Source organism: Ferrovibrio sp. (assembly GCF_029255545.1).
Taxonomy (GTDB): domain Bacteria; phylum Pseudomonadota; class Alphaproteobacteria; order Ferrovibrionales; family Ferrovibrionaceae; genus Ferrovibrio.
The window spans coordinates 23,890-40,529 of sequence record NZ_JANLJJ010000038.1 but is presented as its reverse complement, the minus strand read 5'-3'; the positions used below and the strand labels follow the sequence as shown (position 1 = coordinate 40,529).

General features: G+C 62.8%; 17 protein-coding genes. 3 read left to right on the top strand and 14 right to left on the bottom strand.

Annotated features, from left to right (window positions below):
- Positions 1–56: 56 nt before the first annotated feature.
- The 8 genes from recA to Q1J79_RS07490 form a co-directional block, all read right to left on the bottom strand.
- Positions 57–1,130, bottom strand: a complete 1,074-nt coding sequence (gene recA, locus Q1J79_RS07525) for a recombinase RecA (protein ID WP_300298764.1) — start codon at positions 1,128–1,130, stop codon at positions 57–59.
- 173 nt (positions 1,131–1,303) lie between these two features.
- Entirely contained in the window at positions 1,304–3,631 is a 2,328-nt protein-coding gene (locus Q1J79_RS07520; protein WP_300298761.1) for an ATP-binding protein, read from the bottom strand.
- A 3-nt stretch (positions 3,632–3,634) separates the two neighbouring features.
- On the bottom strand, positions 3,635–4,735 hold the full coding sequence (gene flhB, locus Q1J79_RS07515) for a flagellar biosynthesis protein FlhB (RefSeq protein ID WP_300298758.1): 1,101 nt from the start codon (positions 4,733–4,735) through the stop codon (positions 3,635–3,637).
- A gap of 9 nt (positions 4,736–4,744) precedes the next feature.
- Positions 4,745–5,509, bottom strand: coding sequence for a flagellar biosynthetic protein FliR (locus Q1J79_RS07510; RefSeq protein WP_300298756.1), 765 nt, complete (start codon positions 5,507–5,509; stop codon positions 4,745–4,747).
- Between the two features lie 11 nt (positions 5,510–5,520).
- Positions 5,521–5,787, bottom strand: coding sequence for a flagellar biosynthesis protein FliQ (fliQ, locus tag Q1J79_RS07505; RefSeq protein ID WP_300298753.1), 267 nt, complete (start codon positions 5,785–5,787; stop codon positions 5,521–5,523).
- Positions 5,788–5,850: 63 nt separating this feature from the next.
- A complete protein-coding gene (gene fliE / locus Q1J79_RS07500; protein ID WP_300298750.1) occupies positions 5,851–6,150 on the bottom strand; it encodes a flagellar hook-basal body complex protein FliE in 300 nt (99 codons plus the stop codon).
- A gap of 23 nt (positions 6,151–6,173) precedes the next feature.
- Positions 6,174–6,584, bottom strand: coding sequence for a flagellar basal body rod protein FlgC (gene flgC, locus Q1J79_RS07495; RefSeq protein ID WP_300298747.1), 411 nt, complete (start codon positions 6,582–6,584; stop codon positions 6,174–6,176).
- 28 nt (positions 6,585–6,612) lie between these two features.
- Positions 6,613–7,029, bottom strand: a complete 417-nt coding sequence (locus Q1J79_RS07490; protein ID WP_300298744.1) for a flagellar basal body protein — start codon at positions 7,027–7,029, stop codon at positions 6,613–6,615.
- A gap of 153 nt (positions 7,030–7,182) precedes the next feature.
- Here Q1J79_RS07490 and Q1J79_RS07485 point away from each other — a divergent pair, with 153 nt between their 5' ends.
- The 3 genes from Q1J79_RS07485 to fliP all read left to right on the top strand — a co-directional run bounded on the left by Q1J79_RS07485 (position 7,183) and on the right by fliP (position 8,668).
- Entirely contained in the window at positions 7,183–7,482 is a 300-nt protein-coding gene (locus Q1J79_RS07485; RefSeq protein ID WP_300298741.1) for an EscU/YscU/HrcU family type III secretion system export apparatus switch protein, read from the top strand.
- Positions 7,483–7,554: 72 nt separating this feature from the next.
- On the top strand, positions 7,555–7,911 hold the full coding sequence (locus tag Q1J79_RS07480) for a flagellar biosynthetic protein FliO (RefSeq protein WP_300298738.1): 357 nt from the start codon (positions 7,555–7,557) through the stop codon (positions 7,909–7,911).
- Positions 7,904–8,668, top strand: coding sequence for a flagellar type III secretion system pore protein FliP (gene fliP / locus Q1J79_RS07475; protein WP_300298736.1), 765 nt, complete (start codon positions 7,904–7,906; stop codon positions 8,666–8,668). The genes Q1J79_RS07480 and fliP overlap by 8 nt, the downstream gene beginning before the upstream one ends.
- 21 nt (positions 8,669–8,689) lie before the next feature.
- Here fliP and Q1J79_RS07470 read toward each other — a convergent pair whose 3' ends face one another.
- The 6 genes from Q1J79_RS07470 to fliM all read right to left on the bottom strand — a co-directional run bounded on the left by Q1J79_RS07470 (position 8,690) and on the right by fliM (position 16,626).
- A complete protein-coding gene (locus Q1J79_RS07470; protein WP_300298733.1) occupies positions 8,690–11,752 on the bottom strand; it encodes a hypothetical protein in 3,063 nt (1,020 codons plus the stop codon).
- A gap of 366 nt (positions 11,753–12,118) precedes the next feature.
- Positions 12,119–12,505, bottom strand: coding sequence for a response regulator (locus tag Q1J79_RS07465; protein WP_300298730.1), 387 nt, complete (start codon positions 12,503–12,505; stop codon positions 12,119–12,121).
- Positions 12,506–12,537: 32 nt separating this feature from the next.
- Positions 12,538–13,980: a DUF1217 domain-containing protein gene (locus Q1J79_RS07460; protein WP_300298727.1), complete on the bottom strand. Its 1,443-nt coding sequence runs from the start codon at positions 13,978–13,980 to the stop codon at positions 12,538–12,540.
- A 158-nt stretch (positions 13,981–14,138) separates the two neighbouring features.
- A complete protein-coding gene (locus Q1J79_RS07455; protein ID WP_300298724.1) occupies positions 14,139–15,083 on the bottom strand; it encodes a hypothetical protein in 945 nt (314 codons plus the stop codon).
- Positions 15,080–15,598 carry a DUF6468 domain-containing protein gene (locus tag Q1J79_RS07450; protein WP_300298721.1) on the bottom strand — a complete coding sequence of 173 codons (519 nt, stop codon included), beginning with the start codon at positions 15,596–15,598 and terminating at the stop codon, positions 15,080–15,082. Before Q1J79_RS07450 ends, Q1J79_RS07455 begins: the two co-directional genes overlap by 4 nt.
- Positions 15,598–16,626 (bottom strand): flagellar motor switch protein FliM, encoded by a 1,029-nt coding sequence (gene fliM, locus Q1J79_RS07445; protein ID WP_300298719.1) that lies wholly within the window; start codon positions 16,624–16,626, stop codon positions 15,598–15,600. Before fliM ends, Q1J79_RS07450 begins: the two co-directional genes overlap by 1 nt.
- Positions 16,627–16,640 lie beyond the last annotated feature (14 nt).

The following is a 16,640-nucleotide window of genomic DNA, read 5'->3' as shown; positions in this document are numbered from 1 at the left end:
GGTTCCCATGGAGGAGAGAACTCATACGCCGCGAGATAGCGGCGCGAGGGGAAAAATCAATCTGCGTCTTCGGTTTCGGGAACATCCGCCCCGGCATCGATGGCAGCGGCGACAATGCCTGAATTGGCCTTGATCGCGGCTTCGATTTTCTGGGCAACCTCTGGATTTTCCTTAAGAAATACCTTGGCCTGCTCACGGCCCTGGCCAATCCGCTGGCTGTCGTAGGAGAACCAGGCACCCGACTTGTCGACCACATTGGCCTTCACGCCCAGGTCGATCAGCTCACCGGTCTTGGAGATGCCCTCGCCATACATGATGTCGAAATCGACCACCTTGAACGGGGGCGCGACCTTGTTCTTGACCACCTTGACGCGGGTCTGGTTGCCGACAACCTCGTCGCGGATCTTGATGGCGCCGATCCGGCGGATGTCGAGGCGGACCGAGGCGTAGAATTTCAGCGCGTTGCCGCCGGTGGTGGTTTCCGGATTACCAAACATGACGCCGATCTTCATGCGGATCTGGTTGATGAAGATCACCATGGTGTTCGACTTGGAGATCGAAGCGGTGAGCTTGCGCAGGGCCTGGCTCATCAGGCGGGCCTGCAGGCCGACATGGGTATCGCCCATCTCGCCTTCCAGCTCGGCCTGCGGCACCAGGGCGGCGACGGAGTCAATTACCAGCACGTCGATGGCGCCCGAGCGCACCAGGGTATCGGCGATCTCCAGCGCCTGTTCGCCGGTATCGGGCTGGGAAATCAGCAACTCGCCGACATTGACGCCGAGCTTGCGGGCATAGGACGGATCCAGCGCATGTTCGGCGTCGACGAAGGCGCAGGTGCCACCCTTCTTCTGGGCCTCGGCCACCACATGCAGCGCGATCGTGGTCTTGCCCGAGCTTTCCGGACCGTAGACTTCGATAATGCGGCCCCGCGGCAGGCCACCGATGCCAAGCGCGATATCGAGGCCGAGCGAACCGGTCGAGATCGATTCGATCTCGACATTCTGGCGCGCCCCCAGCTTCATCACGGAGCCCTTGCCGTAGGTGCGCTCGATCTGCGAGAGCGCAGCTTCCAGCGCCTTACTCTTGTCCATGTTCTCTTTTTCCACGACGCGAAGATTGGGGGACGACATGCGGGGCATCCTTTCATGGGGCCGGTGGATTTGCAACGATACGCGCTAATGACCCTATATGTTCTCATATCGTTGCCATTGTCCAGCGGAATCGGCAACGCCCCGTGCCGGCAGGGTTTTTTCAATAAATTCGCAGGATGTTCTGGTTCTATTTCAAACCGGTTCGCGGCCGTTCAGGCTGCCGGGCGATTCCCGCCGGGTGGCTCGGCATCCATCACTTCCTTCACCTTTCCGGCCAGCTGGCCCAGAGAAAATGGCTTGGGAAGGAAGTTTACATGGGGCGATTTCGCCAAATTCGAGCGTAAACTGTCTTCAGCATAACCAGAGATAAACAGGATTTTCAGGTCCGGCCGGCTCTGCCGCAGGGCCGCCGCCAGGCTGGGACCATCCAGATTGGGCATCACCACGTCGGAGATCAGCAGTTCCACCCGGTTGAGCTGCTCGGTCGGCAACGCCAACGCCTGCTCGCCCGAGGCCGCCTCGATCACGGTGTAGCCCTTGTTGCGCAGGGCACGGGCGGCGAAGGCGCGCACGGCATCCTCGTCCTCCACCAGCAGCACGAGGCCACGCCCGGTAAGATCGCGGGTATCGGGCCGAGCCTCGTTGCGGCTGGCCGCCAGTTCCTCGGGCTTGGGCCGGTAGCGCGGCAGGTAGATCCGGAAACAGGCGCCATCGCCCGGCTCGCTTTCGACGTGGATGAAGCCGCCAGTCTGCTTGATGATGCCATAGACGGTGGACAGGCCCAGACCGGTGCCGGCGCCGACCGCCTTGGTGGTGAAGAATGGATCGAAGATCTTGGCCATATGCTCCGGCGGAATGCCGTGGCCGGTATCGGTGACCTCGATCAGCACGTAATCGCCGGGCGGGATCGTCTCGGCACCCAGTTCGGCGGCACGGTCGACATGGTGGTTGAGCGTGCGGATCTTGAGTTCGCCGCCCTCGCTCATGGCATCGCGGGCATTGACCGCCAGATTTATGATGACCTGCTCAAGCTGGCCCTGGTCGACCTTGACCAGGCCGAGATCGCGGCCATGGGTCATGGTCAGCGTGATGGTCTCGCCGATCAGGCGGCCGATCAGGTTGCGCAGATCGGCCAGCACGTCGGTAACATCGAGCACCTTGGGCACCAGGGTCTGCTGGCGCGAGAAGGCCAGCAGCTGGCGCACCAGATTGGCTGCCCGGCTGGCATTCTGCTTGATCTGCATGATGTCGGCGAAGGACTGGTCACCGGGCTGGTGCCGCTGCAGCAGCAGGTCGCAGAAACCAATCATCGCGGTCAGCAGATTATTGAAGTCATGCGCGATGCCGCCGGCCAACTGGCCCACCGCCTGCATCTTCTGGCTCTGGTGAAACTGGGTCTGCAGGCTGCGCTGCTCGGTAGTGTCGACCAGATAAACCAGCTGCGCCGACTGGCCGTCGTCGCGCTCGGCCGACGAGGCGGCAAAAACCTCGACCACACGCTCACGCGGGCCGGCCAGGCGCACCTCCAGCGGCCGGCCGAAAATCTCGCCGCGCCGCAACGCCACAAGATGCCGCGTCAGCGCCAGAGCATCCTCCTCGCGCACCAGCGCGGCCAGCCGCTGGCCGAGCCAGTCATCACGCCCGCAGAGCTGCGCGAAGGCGGCATTCGCCTCGCGCACGGTGCCGGCCGCATCCAGCACCAGGATGCCGATGGGGGCCTGGTCGAAGAAGCGGCGGAATTCGGCTTCCACCGGACGCAACGTACCGCGCTGGCGCAATTCCAGCCCGAGGTCATGCACCACGGCGCTGTAGCGCAGCGGATGGCCCTCGGGATCAGCGATCGCGGTCTGGCTGACGCTGACAAGGCGCAGGCCGGCCTTCTCGTCGCTGCCCTTCTCGCCTCTGGCCGGCTTCAGCTTCGCCTCGCCGCCTTCCCAATCCGGCGTCATCGCCTCGCCGGCACGATCCTCGCTATGCTGCAGCACGTCGGCCAGAACCAGGTCGCCACCGACCAGCTGCTCGGGCTGCAGGCCAAGCCAGGCGGCAAAAGTGCGGTTGGCGAATAGAAAATGACCATCCGGCGCGACCGAATACAGTCCGACCGGCGCGTTATCGATAAAAGCCGCCAGCTCGTCGCGCTGCTGACGCACAGCAACCAGGGCCGCGGCACTGTCGGCGACCTCCTGGATGTCCCAAATCACCCAGTCGCGCCGGCCCGGCGCCAACATGCCGGTCACGCGCAACGGCAGGAAATCCTCACCCAGTTCGAGCGGAAAATCCTCCTGCACGGCGCGACCCAGCGGCAGCAGCGCACGCAGGCGTGACAGAGTTTCGGCATTGCCGATTTCGGCGCCCAGCAACTGCTCGGGCGCAATACTGCCTTCATGGCCCAGACGGGCCGCCAGCACGCGATAGGCGGTATTTGCGGCCAGCAGCGTCGGGCCGCGGGTAACGGCGCGGGCGAACGGGCTGGCTTCTGCCAGCAGCCAGGCCGCGCGGCGACGCGAGGAACCGATCAACGAGATGAAGGACAGTGGCATCGGCTACTCGACCGTCTCGACCTTGGGCTCATACTTGGTCGTCAGGCCATCCTTCAGCCGCATGACGTAGGAGATCACCTCGGCAACCGCACGATAATGGTCGATCGGGATCGGCTCATCGAGCTCGACCTTGTAGAGCGCGCGGGCCAGCGGCGGATTCTCGACAATCGGCACATCATGCTCGGTGGCGATTTCGCGGATGCGCCGCGCCAGCACGTCGACGCCCTTGGCCACTACGATCGGTGCCTCGGACTGGCCTTCCTCGTATTTGAGCGCAACGGCGTAATGGGTCGGGTTGGTGACCACCACGCTGGCTTGCGGCACGTTGGCCATCATGCGCTTACGCACGCGCTGCATGCGTAACTGACGCAGGCGCGCCTTGATGATCGGATCGCCTTCGGTCTCCTTATGCTCGTCCTTGACCTCCTGCCGGGTCATGCGGAGCTGTTTGATGTAATTGTAGCGCTGGTAGAGATAGTCGGCGACCGAGACCACCGCCATGATGCCGATCAGTGAGCCCAGCAGCTTGAACACGATGCTGATGCAGAAAGGCAGGATCACCGAAAGATCGAGATCGATCAGGGCTTCCAGCTTGTCGAGCTCAGGAATCAGGATGGCGAATAGGATGGCGCCGATAAGCCCCACCTTCATCAGGTTCTTGACGAACTCGACCGCGCCTGAAACCGAGAATATCCGCTTCAACCCGGCCATTGGCGACAGCTTCGAGATATCGGGCTTGAGCTTCTCGAACGTGACCTGAGGCTTGTTCTGCATGATGCTGGCCGCAAGGCTGAACACCACGAACAATCCCAGCACCGGAGCCATCACCAAGCCGACATCCATGGCCATGTTGACCGCCAGCTGAGTCAGATGGCTGGGATCAATCGGGATACGATGCGGTTGTTCGAAAAAAAACAGCGTCGCGCCGATCACGCGGCGCGACAGCATGTCGCCCATCACCCAGAGCGCAATCGTGGCCGCCAGGAAGATGAACCAGTGACCGATTTCCTGCGAGCGGGCGATATTGCCCTGCTTTGCCGCATCGGCCAGTCGTTTGCCGGAAGGGTCTTCTGTTTTGGAGTCTGGATCGGCATCTTCGGCCATATCCGCCTCCTAGCGCGGCGCGAGGAACTGCGCCATGTGTTCCTCGTAGCGCGTGGTGAACAATATGCCGATCGCGGCCAGCGAAAAACCGAGCACGAACAGCGACGTGGCGATCTGTGGCGCCTGCATGATGAAGAAAATCTGCAGCGTCGGCATCAGGCGATTGAGCAGGCCAAGCGCGACGTTGAAGATGATGCCGTAAACGATGAAGGGAGCCGCCATCTTGAGGCCGACGGCAAAGCTGGAGGCGACCATGTCCGTGGCGGCATTGGCGAAATCGCCGAAGGACGGCGCCAGCATCGGGGGAAACAGCGTGTAGCTGTCATAGGCGGCCTGCAGCGCCAGCAGATGCAGGTCGGTGGCAAAGACCAGGGCGATGCCCAGGAAAACCAGGGCGCTGCTGATCAGCACGCTCTGCGAGCCCTGGTTGGGATCGAAGAACATCGCCGCCGACAGACCGGCCTGAATGGCGATGATGGTGCCGGCAACATGCATCGCCGACATCACCAGGCGCGACATGATGCCAAGCGCCAGACCGAAGCCGATCTCGGTAACGATCAGGAAAGCCAGATGGAAGGGCTGGGCTGGCAATGGCGGCAGGCCGGCCCCCAGGATCGGCACCGACAACGCGGCGGTGAGCAGGGCAATGCTGAGACGGATACGCGGCGGTACCGAATTCTCGCCGACGGCCGGCAGCGACATCATCGCCGCGCCGAGGCGACAGAAGATCAGCAGGAATGCGTAGACATTGCCGGCAACAAAATCCTGCAGCACCGCCCGCCCCGCTATTGCAAGCCGGCTATGCGATGCGCGATCTGCTCCATGAAAGCGACCATGGTGCCGATCATGAACGGCATGGTGAGCACCAGCGTGCCAAAGATCGACAGGATCTTGGGTACGAAGGTCAGCGTCGGCTCCTGCAACTGGGTCAGGGCCTGGAACAGGGAAATGGCAATGCCGATCACCAGGCTGACGATCATGGCCGGACCGGCCACCTTGATCAGCACCCAAATGCCTTCGCGCATAACGTCTGTGACTTCGACGGCCGTCATCGATTCGCCCTCTGCCGCCGACCATACCGCATTGTCCGCCGCAACCCCAGAGGGGATGCGCGGTCAGATCGGCATACGAATGATTTCCTGGTAGGCGCTGATGACGCGGTCGCGCACCGCCACCACGGTATCGAGGGCGACTTCCGCATTGGTCACGGCCGTCACCACGTCGGTGACATCGGCTTTACCCACGACCGCCTTGGCCGAAGTGACTTCCGACTGCTTCGAGGCATCGACGGCCTGCTGCAACGCCTCGCCCAGCATGTCGCCGAAGCCCCCGCCGGGCTTGACCTTGCCGGCATCGCCGGTGGCCATGGAAGCGGCCAGCCCGGCAAGAGGATTGCCAATCCGAAGATCTGCCATGGTTCAGTCTCCTCTTGCCCGGATCAGTTGCGCAGCAGATCGACCGTGCGGCTGATCATCTGCTTGGCTGAATCGACCACGTTCAGATTGGCCTCGTAGGTGCGTTGGGCCTCGCGCATGTCGGCCATTTCGATCACCGTCTTGACGTTCGGCATCTTGACGTAGCCATCGGCATTGGCCGAGGGGTGGCCAGGATCGTATTTCAGCTCGAAATCGGACCGGTCAGTCTTGGGCGGCTGCGCCTTCACCAGATTGGCGCCGGTGGCGCGGTCGAGTTCGCTTTTGAAGCTGACCACCTTGCGACGGTACGGATCGCCGCCAGGGGTTTTCGCCATGGAATCGGCATTGGCGATGTTTTCCGCCAGCGTCTTGAGGCGCTCGCCCTGGGCGCGCATGCCCGAGGCCGATATCTTCATCGCATTTTTCAGTTCCATGCGCTGCCTCCGTTATCCAATTGCCGCATCACCGGGCGCCGCCGCCGCCAATCGCCTTGCGGAGCATGCTGACCTGCTTGCGGTAAAGATTGGTCATCAGGGAGTGGTCGGCCTGGTTCTCCGCCACGTTCATCATCTGCTGTTCCAGAGTCACTTCGTTGCCGTTCGGCGCGGTCTCATAGGTGCCTTTGCTGCGATCCGCCTTCCAGCCATCGCTGCCGCGACCGCCGAGGCCGCGGAAATGACCGGGCTGGGTGGCTGTCGCCGCCATGCCGATCTGGCTGCTGCGGACCAGTTCGCTGAAGCTTACCGGCTTGAGATCCTTGGGCTTATAACCCGGGGTATCGGCATTGGAGACGTTTTCCGCCAGCACACGCTGCCGCTCGCCCAGCCAGTCCATGCGCCGGGTGATCGCCTTCAGCAAGCTGATACGGTCGAGATCCATGCCAGATCCTCAGTCGGCGGTCACCCCGGAACGGGGGGCCGCGCGGGGGCCTTTTCCACTGGCTGGCAGACTGGCCCCCAGCCGTAAAGATTCGGTTAACCGGGAGGCGTGGTAGGATGCCGCAACCCCGCTCTCACCGGTGAAATTCCGTTTATGGCCCAGCCCCCCTCCAAACCACCCGCCAAGCCGCCGCCCCGCAGCAAGGCCGTCGCCCTGGGTTATGACGCCGCACATGACGAGGCCCCCAGGGTGGTGGCCACCGGTCAGGGCCTTATCGCCGACCAGATCGTGCGGATTGCCCTCGATCACGGCATCACGGTCCGGCAGGACGCCGATCTGGTCGAAATTCTGGCCAAACTCGATATCGATGCCCTGATCCCGGTCGAAGCCTTCGCCGCGGTGGCCGAGATTCTCAGCTATATCTACCGCAGCCAGGGCAAGCCGCTGCCATAGCGGCTGCAGGCCATATCAGCTTGACCCGACTCGGGGGCCGCCACCAAAGTAGCGCGCAATCAGGGAACCGGCATGGACAGCATCAATTTCACTCAGGTCGCGATCGCCTTCGGCGGTCTGCTGGTCCTGCTTGCCCTGTTCTATTACGGTGCCCGCGCGCTGTCTGGCACTGCCCGCTTTGGCAAATGGCGGCCCGGCCAGCGGATCGGCGTGGTCGACAGCACGCCGGTGGATGGCACCCGACGACTTGTGCTGATCCGGCGCGATGACACCGAACATCTGCTGCTATTAGGCAGCCATGGCGATGTAGTGATCGAGACCGGCATTCCGGTAACCAGGCCGGACGATGGCAGCCCTGCGCCAGAGAGCGGGATCGGCGGCTGGCCGACCCTGCGCGTGCCCGGCAAACAGGGGCGCGGCAATGCATAAGCGCTGGATTGCCAGGAGCGCCGTCTTCGGTGTGGCCGCCACCCTGGCCGGTTTTTTCCTGCTGATGCCCTCTTCGCTGCTGGCTCAGTCGGTGTCGATCGATCTGGGCCAGGGCGGTTCGCTGACCGGCCGGGTGATCCAACTCATCGCCCTCACCACGGTGCTGGCGCTGGCGCCATCCATCCTTGTCGTCATCACCAGTTTCGTGCGCATCGTCGTGGTGCTGTCGCTGCTGCGCAGCGCGCTGGGCACCCAGTCGACGCCGCCGAACACCGTGATGGTCAGCCTGGCGCTGTTCCTGACCTTTTTCATCATGCAGCCGGTGCTGGAGCGGGCCTATGCCGAAGGCATCCAGCCCCTGATGGAAGAGCAGATCGACGAACGCACCGCCTTCGACCGCTCGATTGCGCCGTTTCACGAATTCATGCGCAGCCAGGTGCGCGAGAAGGACCTGGCATTGTTCAGCGGCTTTGCCCGACTGCCGCCGCCGGAAACGCCGGAAGCGATCTCGTTGCGTGTTCTGGTGCCGGCTTTCATGATCAGCGAACTCAAACGCGCCTTCGAAATCGGCTTCCTGCTGTTCATCCCCTTCATCGTGGTCGACATGGTTGTGGCCTCGGTCCTCATGTCGATGGGCATGATGATGCTGCCGCCGGTGATGATTTCCCTGCCCTTCAAGCTGATCTTTTTTGTGCTGGTCGACGGCTGGAATCTGGTCTGCGCCGCACTGGTCGAAAGTTTCCTCGGCGCCCGCTAGGACGGCGCCGGAATTGCCCGCTCAGTTGATAGCGCTCAGGCCGCCCTTGGCGACGCGTTCGCGGTAGCGGCTCATGAAGGCTTCGTACTGGCCGATCTGGGCAATCGTAGCCGCCAATTCGCGTGGATCGCCGGCCGCACGGGTAACCGTGCTGGCCACCGCCGCAAAGGCCGGCGCATCAGGGGTATTGCGGAATTTATCCTCGTATTTGCCCCGCAGATCATTCAGCGCCGCCGCGTCGTTGCTCAGCGAATAGGCCACGCCAAGCTGCAGTACCTGCTTGCGTTCGTCGGGGCTCAAGGGCGCCGGATCGGCATGGCGGTTGCCCAGCGACAGGCTGACCACCCGGGCAAAAGCAATCCAGTCCTTGGCGCGCCAGTGCAGATCAGCCCGCAGATTGCGGGTTCCCGTACTCTGGTCCTGACCAAGCAGGTTGAGCGCCTCGGGGAAACGATCAAGATCCCCGAGGGCACGGGCCTCAAGCAGACGGCGTTCCTGCGCAACCGCCGGCGACAGATTCGGGGCCTGGGTATTTTGCAGCGATTTCAACGCGGCTTCGGGATTACGGTCGAGCAGATAAACCACCGCGAGGCGTGCTCCGGCCTTGGAGCGATCCTCACCGCGCAGGCGGTAGGTGATCTGGTGCTCAAGCAGCTCGGCGGCACGGTTAAGCAGATCGACCGAAACCAGTCGGTCAGCCAGCTTGCCGATGATCTCGTCACCCTCCGGCCCGACCGGCGTGAGTTCGCGATAATCATAATACAGCGCCAGCGCGGTCAGCGGCGGCAGGGCCTGAGCACCGCCATCGAGGAACAGCTTGGCGAATTCGTCGCTCATCTGCTTGGTCAGCAGCGGCACTTCCGGCGATTTCGGGAAATACTTCACCAACTGGCGGAACGTGGTGATCCCGCCGCGCAGATCGCCCGTGGAAAACTGTAATTCGCCGAGCCGCCGCAACAGATTGAATTCATATGGGCCGCCGCGCCAGGCAAACCGCAATTGATCCAACCGCTCGATCGTCTGCGGCGTATCGATGAGCTTGCGGCTGAACATCAGTTCGGTCTTGGCGAATTCAGCCAGCGCACGGGCGCGCCGGTCGCCACTGCCAGAAGCAAGGTCGAAAAAGCGGATCGCATCTTCCGGCTTGTTGGTCGCATCGGCCAGCAGGCCACGTACATAGTTGCCTTCGGCGGCCTGACCGCGGGTCAGCGTATCCCAGTCGAGAGCCTGTAATTCAGCTGTGGCGGCCGCAATATCGCCACCAGCCAGCCAGGCCCGCGCCATGGTCAGTCGCAGTGTCGCGCGCAGATCGGGCGGAAATTTTGCCACCGCAGCACCCGACAGCGAGAAGGCGCGGCGCGCGGCGGGCCAGTCGTCGCGCTCGGCCGCCAGCATGCCACGATAGGCAAGCACGTCAGGGTCGTCGTCGAAAACCTTGGAATCGAGATCGTTTGCAGCATCATTAAGCCGGCCCAGCCGCAGATACGCTATACCGCGCAACGCGCGATATAGCTTGTCGCGCTCAAGATCCGGTTGCTCCGCACGCGCTTTCGCAAGAACACCAAGTGCCTCGGGCTGCATATCGTTGGCCGAATAGAACTGCGCCAGAGCCAGCCGGTTCTGCTGGCGCTGCCCGGGCGGGCTCAAACCCAGCCGGCGCAGCAGGTTTTCCTCCCGCTCGGCGTAGCTTTCACCGTCGATCTTGCGCCACTCGCTGAACTGCAGAATGTCGCTGGCGCCGCTTTTCGGATCGGCACCACGCGGCGCCGACAGCGACAGGCCATTCGGCGTCGCGATCTCGACGCCGCGCGGGAAACGGCGGATATCGAGATTATCGGCATGCGGCTCAATGGCGAATCCCTGGAAGCTCGGCAATACGCTGAGTTCGATGAAATCGCGACGGCTGGACACGCCGCCATTGGCGCCCGCGAAGGGGATCACCGTCAGCGTGTCGCCCGTATCCGGATCGGGGACGACCAGTTGCGGCGACGGATCGTTGGCGGCAAAGAACAGCCGCGCCCCGCCATCGGCATCCAGCTGCCGGCGCACATCGATCTCCTGCGGTCGATTGCGCGGTGAGCCCGAATCGTCGGCCGGGGCACCGGGGGCCGTTTCCTTCGGAACCAGCTGTTCGGGCTGAATCGTGTTGATGCCGATCTGCCAGCCGGTATTGCGTCTGGTGAAATTCGCCGTCGTCCCGCTCGGAACCGCCAGCCGCAGCACGGTAACGCCTGGTATGGGAAGCTGCTCGACGCCATTGATCGCCCCACTCCAGTCACGCGTGGTGATGGGACGCAGATCAACGTGGGCCGCCCGGTCGAAAACCAGCCACAGATTGCCATTCCGCAGAAAGGCCGCGGCGGCAACCGGGCGCGTCCAGGGGAAATTGAGCAAGGGCCCGGTCCGGCTGGAATCCACGCCGGGCACCAGGGGCGCGCCGGTGATCGGTCCGGTCGGGGGCGCCGGCATGAATGTGCCAAGCGGCGCCGTCTGCACCACCGGAACAGGCGCGGCAGCGGGAATCCCGGCAGCCGGATTGCCGGCGGATGCCGGGGCTGCAGCCGATGGAGCGACAGGAGGCGGCGCGGCATTGGCCTGTGCCGCCGGAGCTGGGGTCTGGTTCTGAGCCGGAGTCTGGGCCGGGGTGGCTTGGCGTTCGGGCGCAGGTGCCGGGGTGGCCGGTGCCGCAGATGGCTTTGCCGCTGCCGAGGGGGGCGCCGCAGGTTTCGCGGCTGTCACCTTGGTATCTGGCGCCTTGGCCGCAGCAGGCTTCGGCTCGGCCGGTGCCGGTTCGGCAGCCTGGGTGATATCAACAACGATCTTGGCGCCATCGCGCCAGGATTTCAGGCCGGCACCCTCGGGGATGGTGAAACTGAGCACACCGCCACCGCCTTCAGCGCGCCAGGCCAGATTTTTCACATTGCGCGGTGGGAATTGCGGCAGGCGCCCCAGATCAACCGCCACCGGGCTGGCGAAACGGATGGTCGCCTGGCCTGCTTCGGCCGTTGCGCTGTAATCAATGCGCTGCGGCCAATCAAAAACCAGCCGGGTATATGTGGGATGCTCACCTGCGCGAAGGCGCACCGAAGCGCCACCCTGCTGTGCTGGTGAGGTTGCTGGTTGCGCCGGAGCGACTTGGGCCGGACTGGCGGGCTGTGGCGGCGCGGCAACCGGGCGGCCGATCGGCGGCGTATTGGTCTGTGGCGCGGTCTGGGCTAGAGTCACAGACGACAAAAGGCCGAGGGCGCCGACCATTGCAAGGCCGGCGACACCGCTGCGGGCCGGACTATGCCGGGTCGCCAGAGGTCGCCTGTCGTGCCTGTCTGCCATGCTCCCTGTCTGTATCGGTCCTAGCTCACCGGGGAATCGCACCCCGCGTTTCGCAATTATAGAAGCGTGGCAGGATAAGGCGATACTGTTAACAGATTGTTCTTTCGGCCAGATCGCCGCTCAGACGGCGCCGACCACGGCTGCCAGCCGGGCCTGCAGGGTGGCCGTATCGAAGGGCTTCAGGATAAACCCGTCCACCCCCAGCCGGCGCGCCTGCTCCACATTCTCCGGCCTGTTTTCCGCCGTGATCAGAATGAAGGGAATATCGGCAAAATCCGGATCGCGCCGCAGGGTCTCGAGAAAGGCCAGGCCATTCATGGGCGCCATGTTCCAGTCTGACAGGATCAGGCCATAGCGGCGACGGCGCAGCATGGTCAAGGCCGTGACCGGGTCGGCCACGGTATCGACATCGTGGAAGCCGATCCCCTGCAACTGCCTGGCGATGATCACCAGCATGGTACGATGGTCGTCGACCACCAGAATCGGCATGGATTTGTCGGCAGCCATACGGCCGGCTTAACGCAAAATGACGGAAGCGCCTAGCCGAACAGATTGAGCAAATAGCTCTGCGGGCTGCTGGTGCCGGCATCCTTGAAGGTCAGGTAACGGGTGACCACCTTCTCGATCTCGTTCTGGTCGCCCTTGAGCGATTTGACATCGACCCGCTTTTCCAGTGCCGTGATCTGGCTTTCGACTTCCTGATAGGCCAGTTCTTTCGGGATATTGTTGGCAACCGTGATGACTTCGCGCAGCACACTGTCGCCAAGCATCTGGACGGTCAGATCAACATTCTTGATCCGGCGGGTGAACTCGATCGCGGCACGCACGCCGGGCGCCTGCTCGTCGAGGTATTTCTCGTATTTGACCTGCTCGAACTTCTTGCCCAGCTCGATCGCCGTCGACCCCATCTTCAGCCTGGATTCCTTGAACAGGAAAATCCCCAGATCCTCGGTCATCTGCTTGAAACGCGGATCCTGGAAGCGGTTGGCCAGCGAATCCGGATCGGTCAGATCGCTCTCAAGTATTTTGCGGATTTTTCCCGGATACTGCGCTTCACTTTCCAGGTCGTAGGCAGACAGCACAAATTTCATTAGGCGGCTGTTGCTGAAGAAATCGTCCACCGATTTGATCTGCGAGGCGTTCTCGGTGAAATAGTCGATTTCAGCCTTGATATCGCGGCGCTCACGGAACCGCTGAAAATCCGGGCTGTCGAATTCATAGTAATTGACCGACTTGGTGTTCGTGGGCGCCGCCTGCTCCGGCATCAGGGTCTTGCTCTGCTTGCCCGAGTAGATGCTGGCATCCTTGGCGACCAGGCTAGAACCGAACAACAATTTCCCGTCATCGGCGGGATCCTTGGAATTCGCCGTCACCAGCGCCTTGCCGTTCATATCGATCAGCAGGTTGCGAATTTTCGCCAGACCAGGCTCCAGCGGGGTAACCAGGGTGGCGCCGTTGACCACCCGGCCATTGCTATCCAGCCCGATCGGGTTGCCGTCGACATCGACCAGCGTGCCGGTGGCGGCGAAATTGTATTTCTTGGCCAGTTCAATATCCTTCAGCGTGCCTTTACGGGCCACTGAATTCGGATCGTTCAGATCGCTGGTCAGAATGTCGCGCAGTTTCTGCGGATTGGTCTTGAACAGGTCTTCATAGCCATTGCCATAGGCCAGAACGCGCATGAAGCGATCATCATTGATCAACTCGCTGACCGTCGTCGCGGTCGCGGCACGGTTTTTGTAGTAGAGCGCATCATTCTGCACCCGGGCATTGTTTTCCTTGGCCTGGGCGTTACGCAGCCGGATCGCCGCATTGTTGAATTCGCGCGTGACGGCTTTCGCCTTTTCCGCATCGGCGTCAGGCGCGCTCTTATCCTCGTTTTCGGCAGCGAGCTTCTGCAGCTTGCGATACATCGCCATCGGCGACATTGTCGCCGCGCCGGTACCCGCGCCGCCGTAGAGTATGCTCAGATCAATCGACATCCTTGCGCGCCTCCTGCGGCAGTGATGATCGGCGCCGCCCCGGTTCTGGGACTCCGCGCTGAAATCTTCCGAAACAATACTACCACGGCAGCCAACAACGGCAAGACAGGGTTTCCCCTGTTGCTTCAAGTAGTTAACTTATAATTAACCGTGTTTTTTCAGCCGCCGGCGCCGGCCGGACGCTGCACCGGTGCGGCCGGAGCCGGCGCAGTGGGTGTCGCTGCGGTGGGCGCGGCGCTGCCGCCGGGCTGGATCTGGGCTGCGGCACCAGCCCGCACGCTCGGCGGAATCTGCTTCCGCGTGGCCAGACGTACCGTGATGTCCTGAGCGGTCGCCGGACTCATGTCGGCCATCACCGCGGCAAGCTTGGCTTCCTTCATCCGCTCAACAACGCCGAGCAGAATGTTGGGCTCCAGTTTCTCGAAGATGCGGGCGGCATCCTTCGGTTTCATGTTCTCATAGACCTTCACCAGGCCCTGCAGGTTCTGTTCTTCCTGCTTGTCGTATTGCTGGACGATCTGCTTGATGCTGGCTTCCAGTTTCTTGAGTTCAGCGATCCGCTCGTCGATGCGCTTCTCGGCCGCGCCAAGCAGGCTTTCACGCAGATCGATCTCGCGGGCGCGCTGTTCAAGCTGGTCGCGCCGCTGCGCCAGATTGGCCAGCAATTCGATTTCGGCGCGCGTGAATGTGGTCGGGTCCCGGTCGGCGAGCGACTGCACTGTCGAAGCGGGCGCAGCAGCACCGCCGGCTGGCGCCGAGGCCTGACCCGGAGCTTGCGGCGCGGCGGATTGCGCCGGCTGGTTCTGCGCGAGGCTCTGGGCAGGTTGCTGACCGGTTGACTGGGATGCAGGTGGAGTTGCGGGTTTCGGGGCAGCCTGCGGCGTCAGTTGGGTCGGCTGGCCAGCCGCCTGCTGCTGTGCGCCGGCCGGCGTCACAAACAATTCGGCCCTGCCCTGCCACAATGAGCCGATCTTCAATCCCAGCAGCAGGGCCACGGCAAGAATGGTCAGCGGCAGAATACGCACCCGCGCAGCAAGACGGGCCTTGCCGTTGCGCGGCGAGGCCGCTGGCGCCTTCACTGCCTGCTGACGCGCAGCTGTCATCGGGCCTGCCTCAGCGCCATCAGCAATTCACGCTCGGCTTCCGAACGCGGCTCGATCTTGAAATCCCGGCTGCCGCCCTGGGCAGAAGCCACCGGCCGCTTGACCGGAAATGGCGTGACCGGCTGCGGACGCTCCGGAGCACGGTCCGCAGGGCGTTCATGGCCGCGCTGCTGGACATGTTCCTGCCGCGCGGCGCGGTTCCCGCTGGCCTCGCCGGCCAGACGATCGGCCAGACGGTCGGCGGTTTCGATCATGAAGCCGAGCTCATCGCGCAGGATCCTGGCCTGTTTCATGCGGTCTTCATGCGCGGCATCGGCGCCAGCCGAGGCCGTTTTCAGTTCAGTCATTCCCTGACGCGCTTTGGTCAGCGCCTTGTCGAATTCACCGATCAGGCGACGCATCTCTTCCTGGTTGGCGCGCAGATTGCCCAGCCGGCGATTGAGCACCAGCGATATGGTGAAGGTGATCACCAGCAGAACGGCAACGACAATCTCGACAGCCAGGGTCAACGTCATCACACACCTCCCAGACTCTTCAGAGTCCGATCGATCTTGACCGCAATGTTATTGCCCATGCGACCCATCCGGCCTTCCACCATGGGAATGCCGCCGCAGCGCATCATGATCACCGATTCCGGCGTAGCGTTGAACATGATGGTCTTGCCTACTTCGAGGTTCATAACCTGACCGAGCGTCATCACCTGCTCGTCCAGCACCGCCTCGATCTCGACATCGGTGGACCACAGTTCGGTGGCAAGATGGTTTTCCCAGATCGAGTCACGGCCGAATTTCTCGCCCATGAACATCTGGAGCAGCAGCTCGCGAACCGGCTCCAGGGTCGCATAAGGCAGCATAAGCTCAAGGCGGCCGCCGCGATCCTCCATGTCGACACGCAGGCGGGCAAGGATTGCCGCGTTGGCCGGGCGCGCGATGGTGGCGAAACGCGGATTGGTCTCGATACGGTCGTAGGAGAAGTTGACCGGCGCCAGCGGTTCGAAGGCCGCACGCATGTCGTCGAGCACGACATTGACCATGCGCTCGACCAGGTTACGCTCGATCGTGGTGTAAGGGCGGCCCTCGATGCGCATCGCCGCGGTACCACGGCGACCGCCGAGCAGCACGTCGACGATGGAGTAGATCAGCGAGGAATCTACGGTCAGCAGACCGTAATTGTCCCATTCCACGGCACGAAACACGCTGAGGATGGCGGGCAGCGGGATCGAATTGAGATAATCGCCAAAACGGATCGAAGTGATGTTGTCGAGCGAGACTTCGACGTTGTCGGAGGTGAAATTGCGCAAGGACGTGGTCATCAGACGCACGAGGCGATCGAACACCACCTCGAGCATCGGCAGACGCTCATAGGAAACCAGCGCGCTGTTGATGATCGCGCGTATGCCGGCCTTGTCCGCATCCTCTTCGACGCTGGCGTCAAAACCGAGCAGGCTATCGATTTCGTCCTGATTCAGGATGCGCGTGGAGCCACCGGCATCATCGCCGGCGCCGGCCCATGCCGCATCGCCGTCTTCGGGATTATCCACCATGGCCGCCTCGCTTC

Bases quoted from the DNA above. Each gene is read 5' to 3' on its own strand.
- recA (WP_300298764.1), bottom strand. From the start codon at position 1,130: ATGTCGTCCCCCAATCTTCGCGTCGTGGAAAAAGAGAACATGGACAAG.
- Q1J79_RS07520 (WP_300298761.1), bottom strand. From the start codon at position 3,631: ATGCCACTGTCCTTCATCTCGTTGATCGGTTCCTCGCGTCGCCGCGCG.
- flhB (WP_300298758.1), bottom strand. From the start codon at position 4,735: ATGGCCGAAGATGCCGATCCAGACTCCAAAACAGAAGACCCTTCCGGC.
- fliQ (WP_300298753.1), bottom strand. From the start codon at position 5,787: ATGACGGCCGTCGAAGTCACAGACGTTATGCGCGAAGGCATTTGGGTG.
- fliE (WP_300298750.1), bottom strand. From the start codon at position 6,150: ATGGCAGATCTTCGGATTGGCAATCCTCTTGCCGGGCTGGCCGCTTCC.
- flgC (WP_300298747.1), bottom strand. From the start codon at position 6,584: ATGGAACTGAAAAATGCGATGAAGATATCGGCCTCGGGCATGCGCGCC.
- Q1J79_RS07490 (WP_300298744.1), bottom strand. From the start codon at position 7,029: ATGGATCTCGACCGTATCAGCTTGCTGAAGGCGATCACCCGGCGCATG.
- Q1J79_RS07485 (WP_300298741.1), top strand. From the start codon at position 7,183: ATGGCCCAGCCCCCCTCCAAACCACCCGCCAAGCCGCCGCCCCGCAGC.
- Q1J79_RS07480 (WP_300298738.1), top strand. From the start codon at position 7,555: ATGGACAGCATCAATTTCACTCAGGTCGCGATCGCCTTCGGCGGTCTG.
- fliP (WP_300298736.1), top strand. From the start codon at position 7,904: ATGCATAAGCGCTGGATTGCCAGGAGCGCCGTCTTCGGTGTGGCCGCC.
- Q1J79_RS07465 (WP_300298730.1), bottom strand. From the start codon at position 12,505: ATGGCTGCCGACAAATCCATGCCGATTCTGGTGGTCGACGACCATCGT.
- Q1J79_RS07460 (WP_300298727.1), bottom strand. From the start codon at position 13,980: ATGTCGATTGATCTGAGCATACTCTACGGCGGCGCGGGTACCGGCGCG.
- Q1J79_RS07455 (WP_300298724.1), bottom strand. From the start codon at position 15,083: ATGACAGCTGCGCGTCAGCAGGCAGTGAAGGCGCCAGCGGCCTCGCCG.
- Q1J79_RS07450 (WP_300298721.1), bottom strand. From the start codon at position 15,598: ATGACGTTGACCCTGGCTGTCGAGATTGTCGTTGCCGTTCTGCTGGTG.
- fliM (WP_300298719.1), bottom strand. From the start codon at position 16,626: ATGGTGGATAATCCCGAAGACGGCGATGCGGCATGGGCCGGCGCCGGC.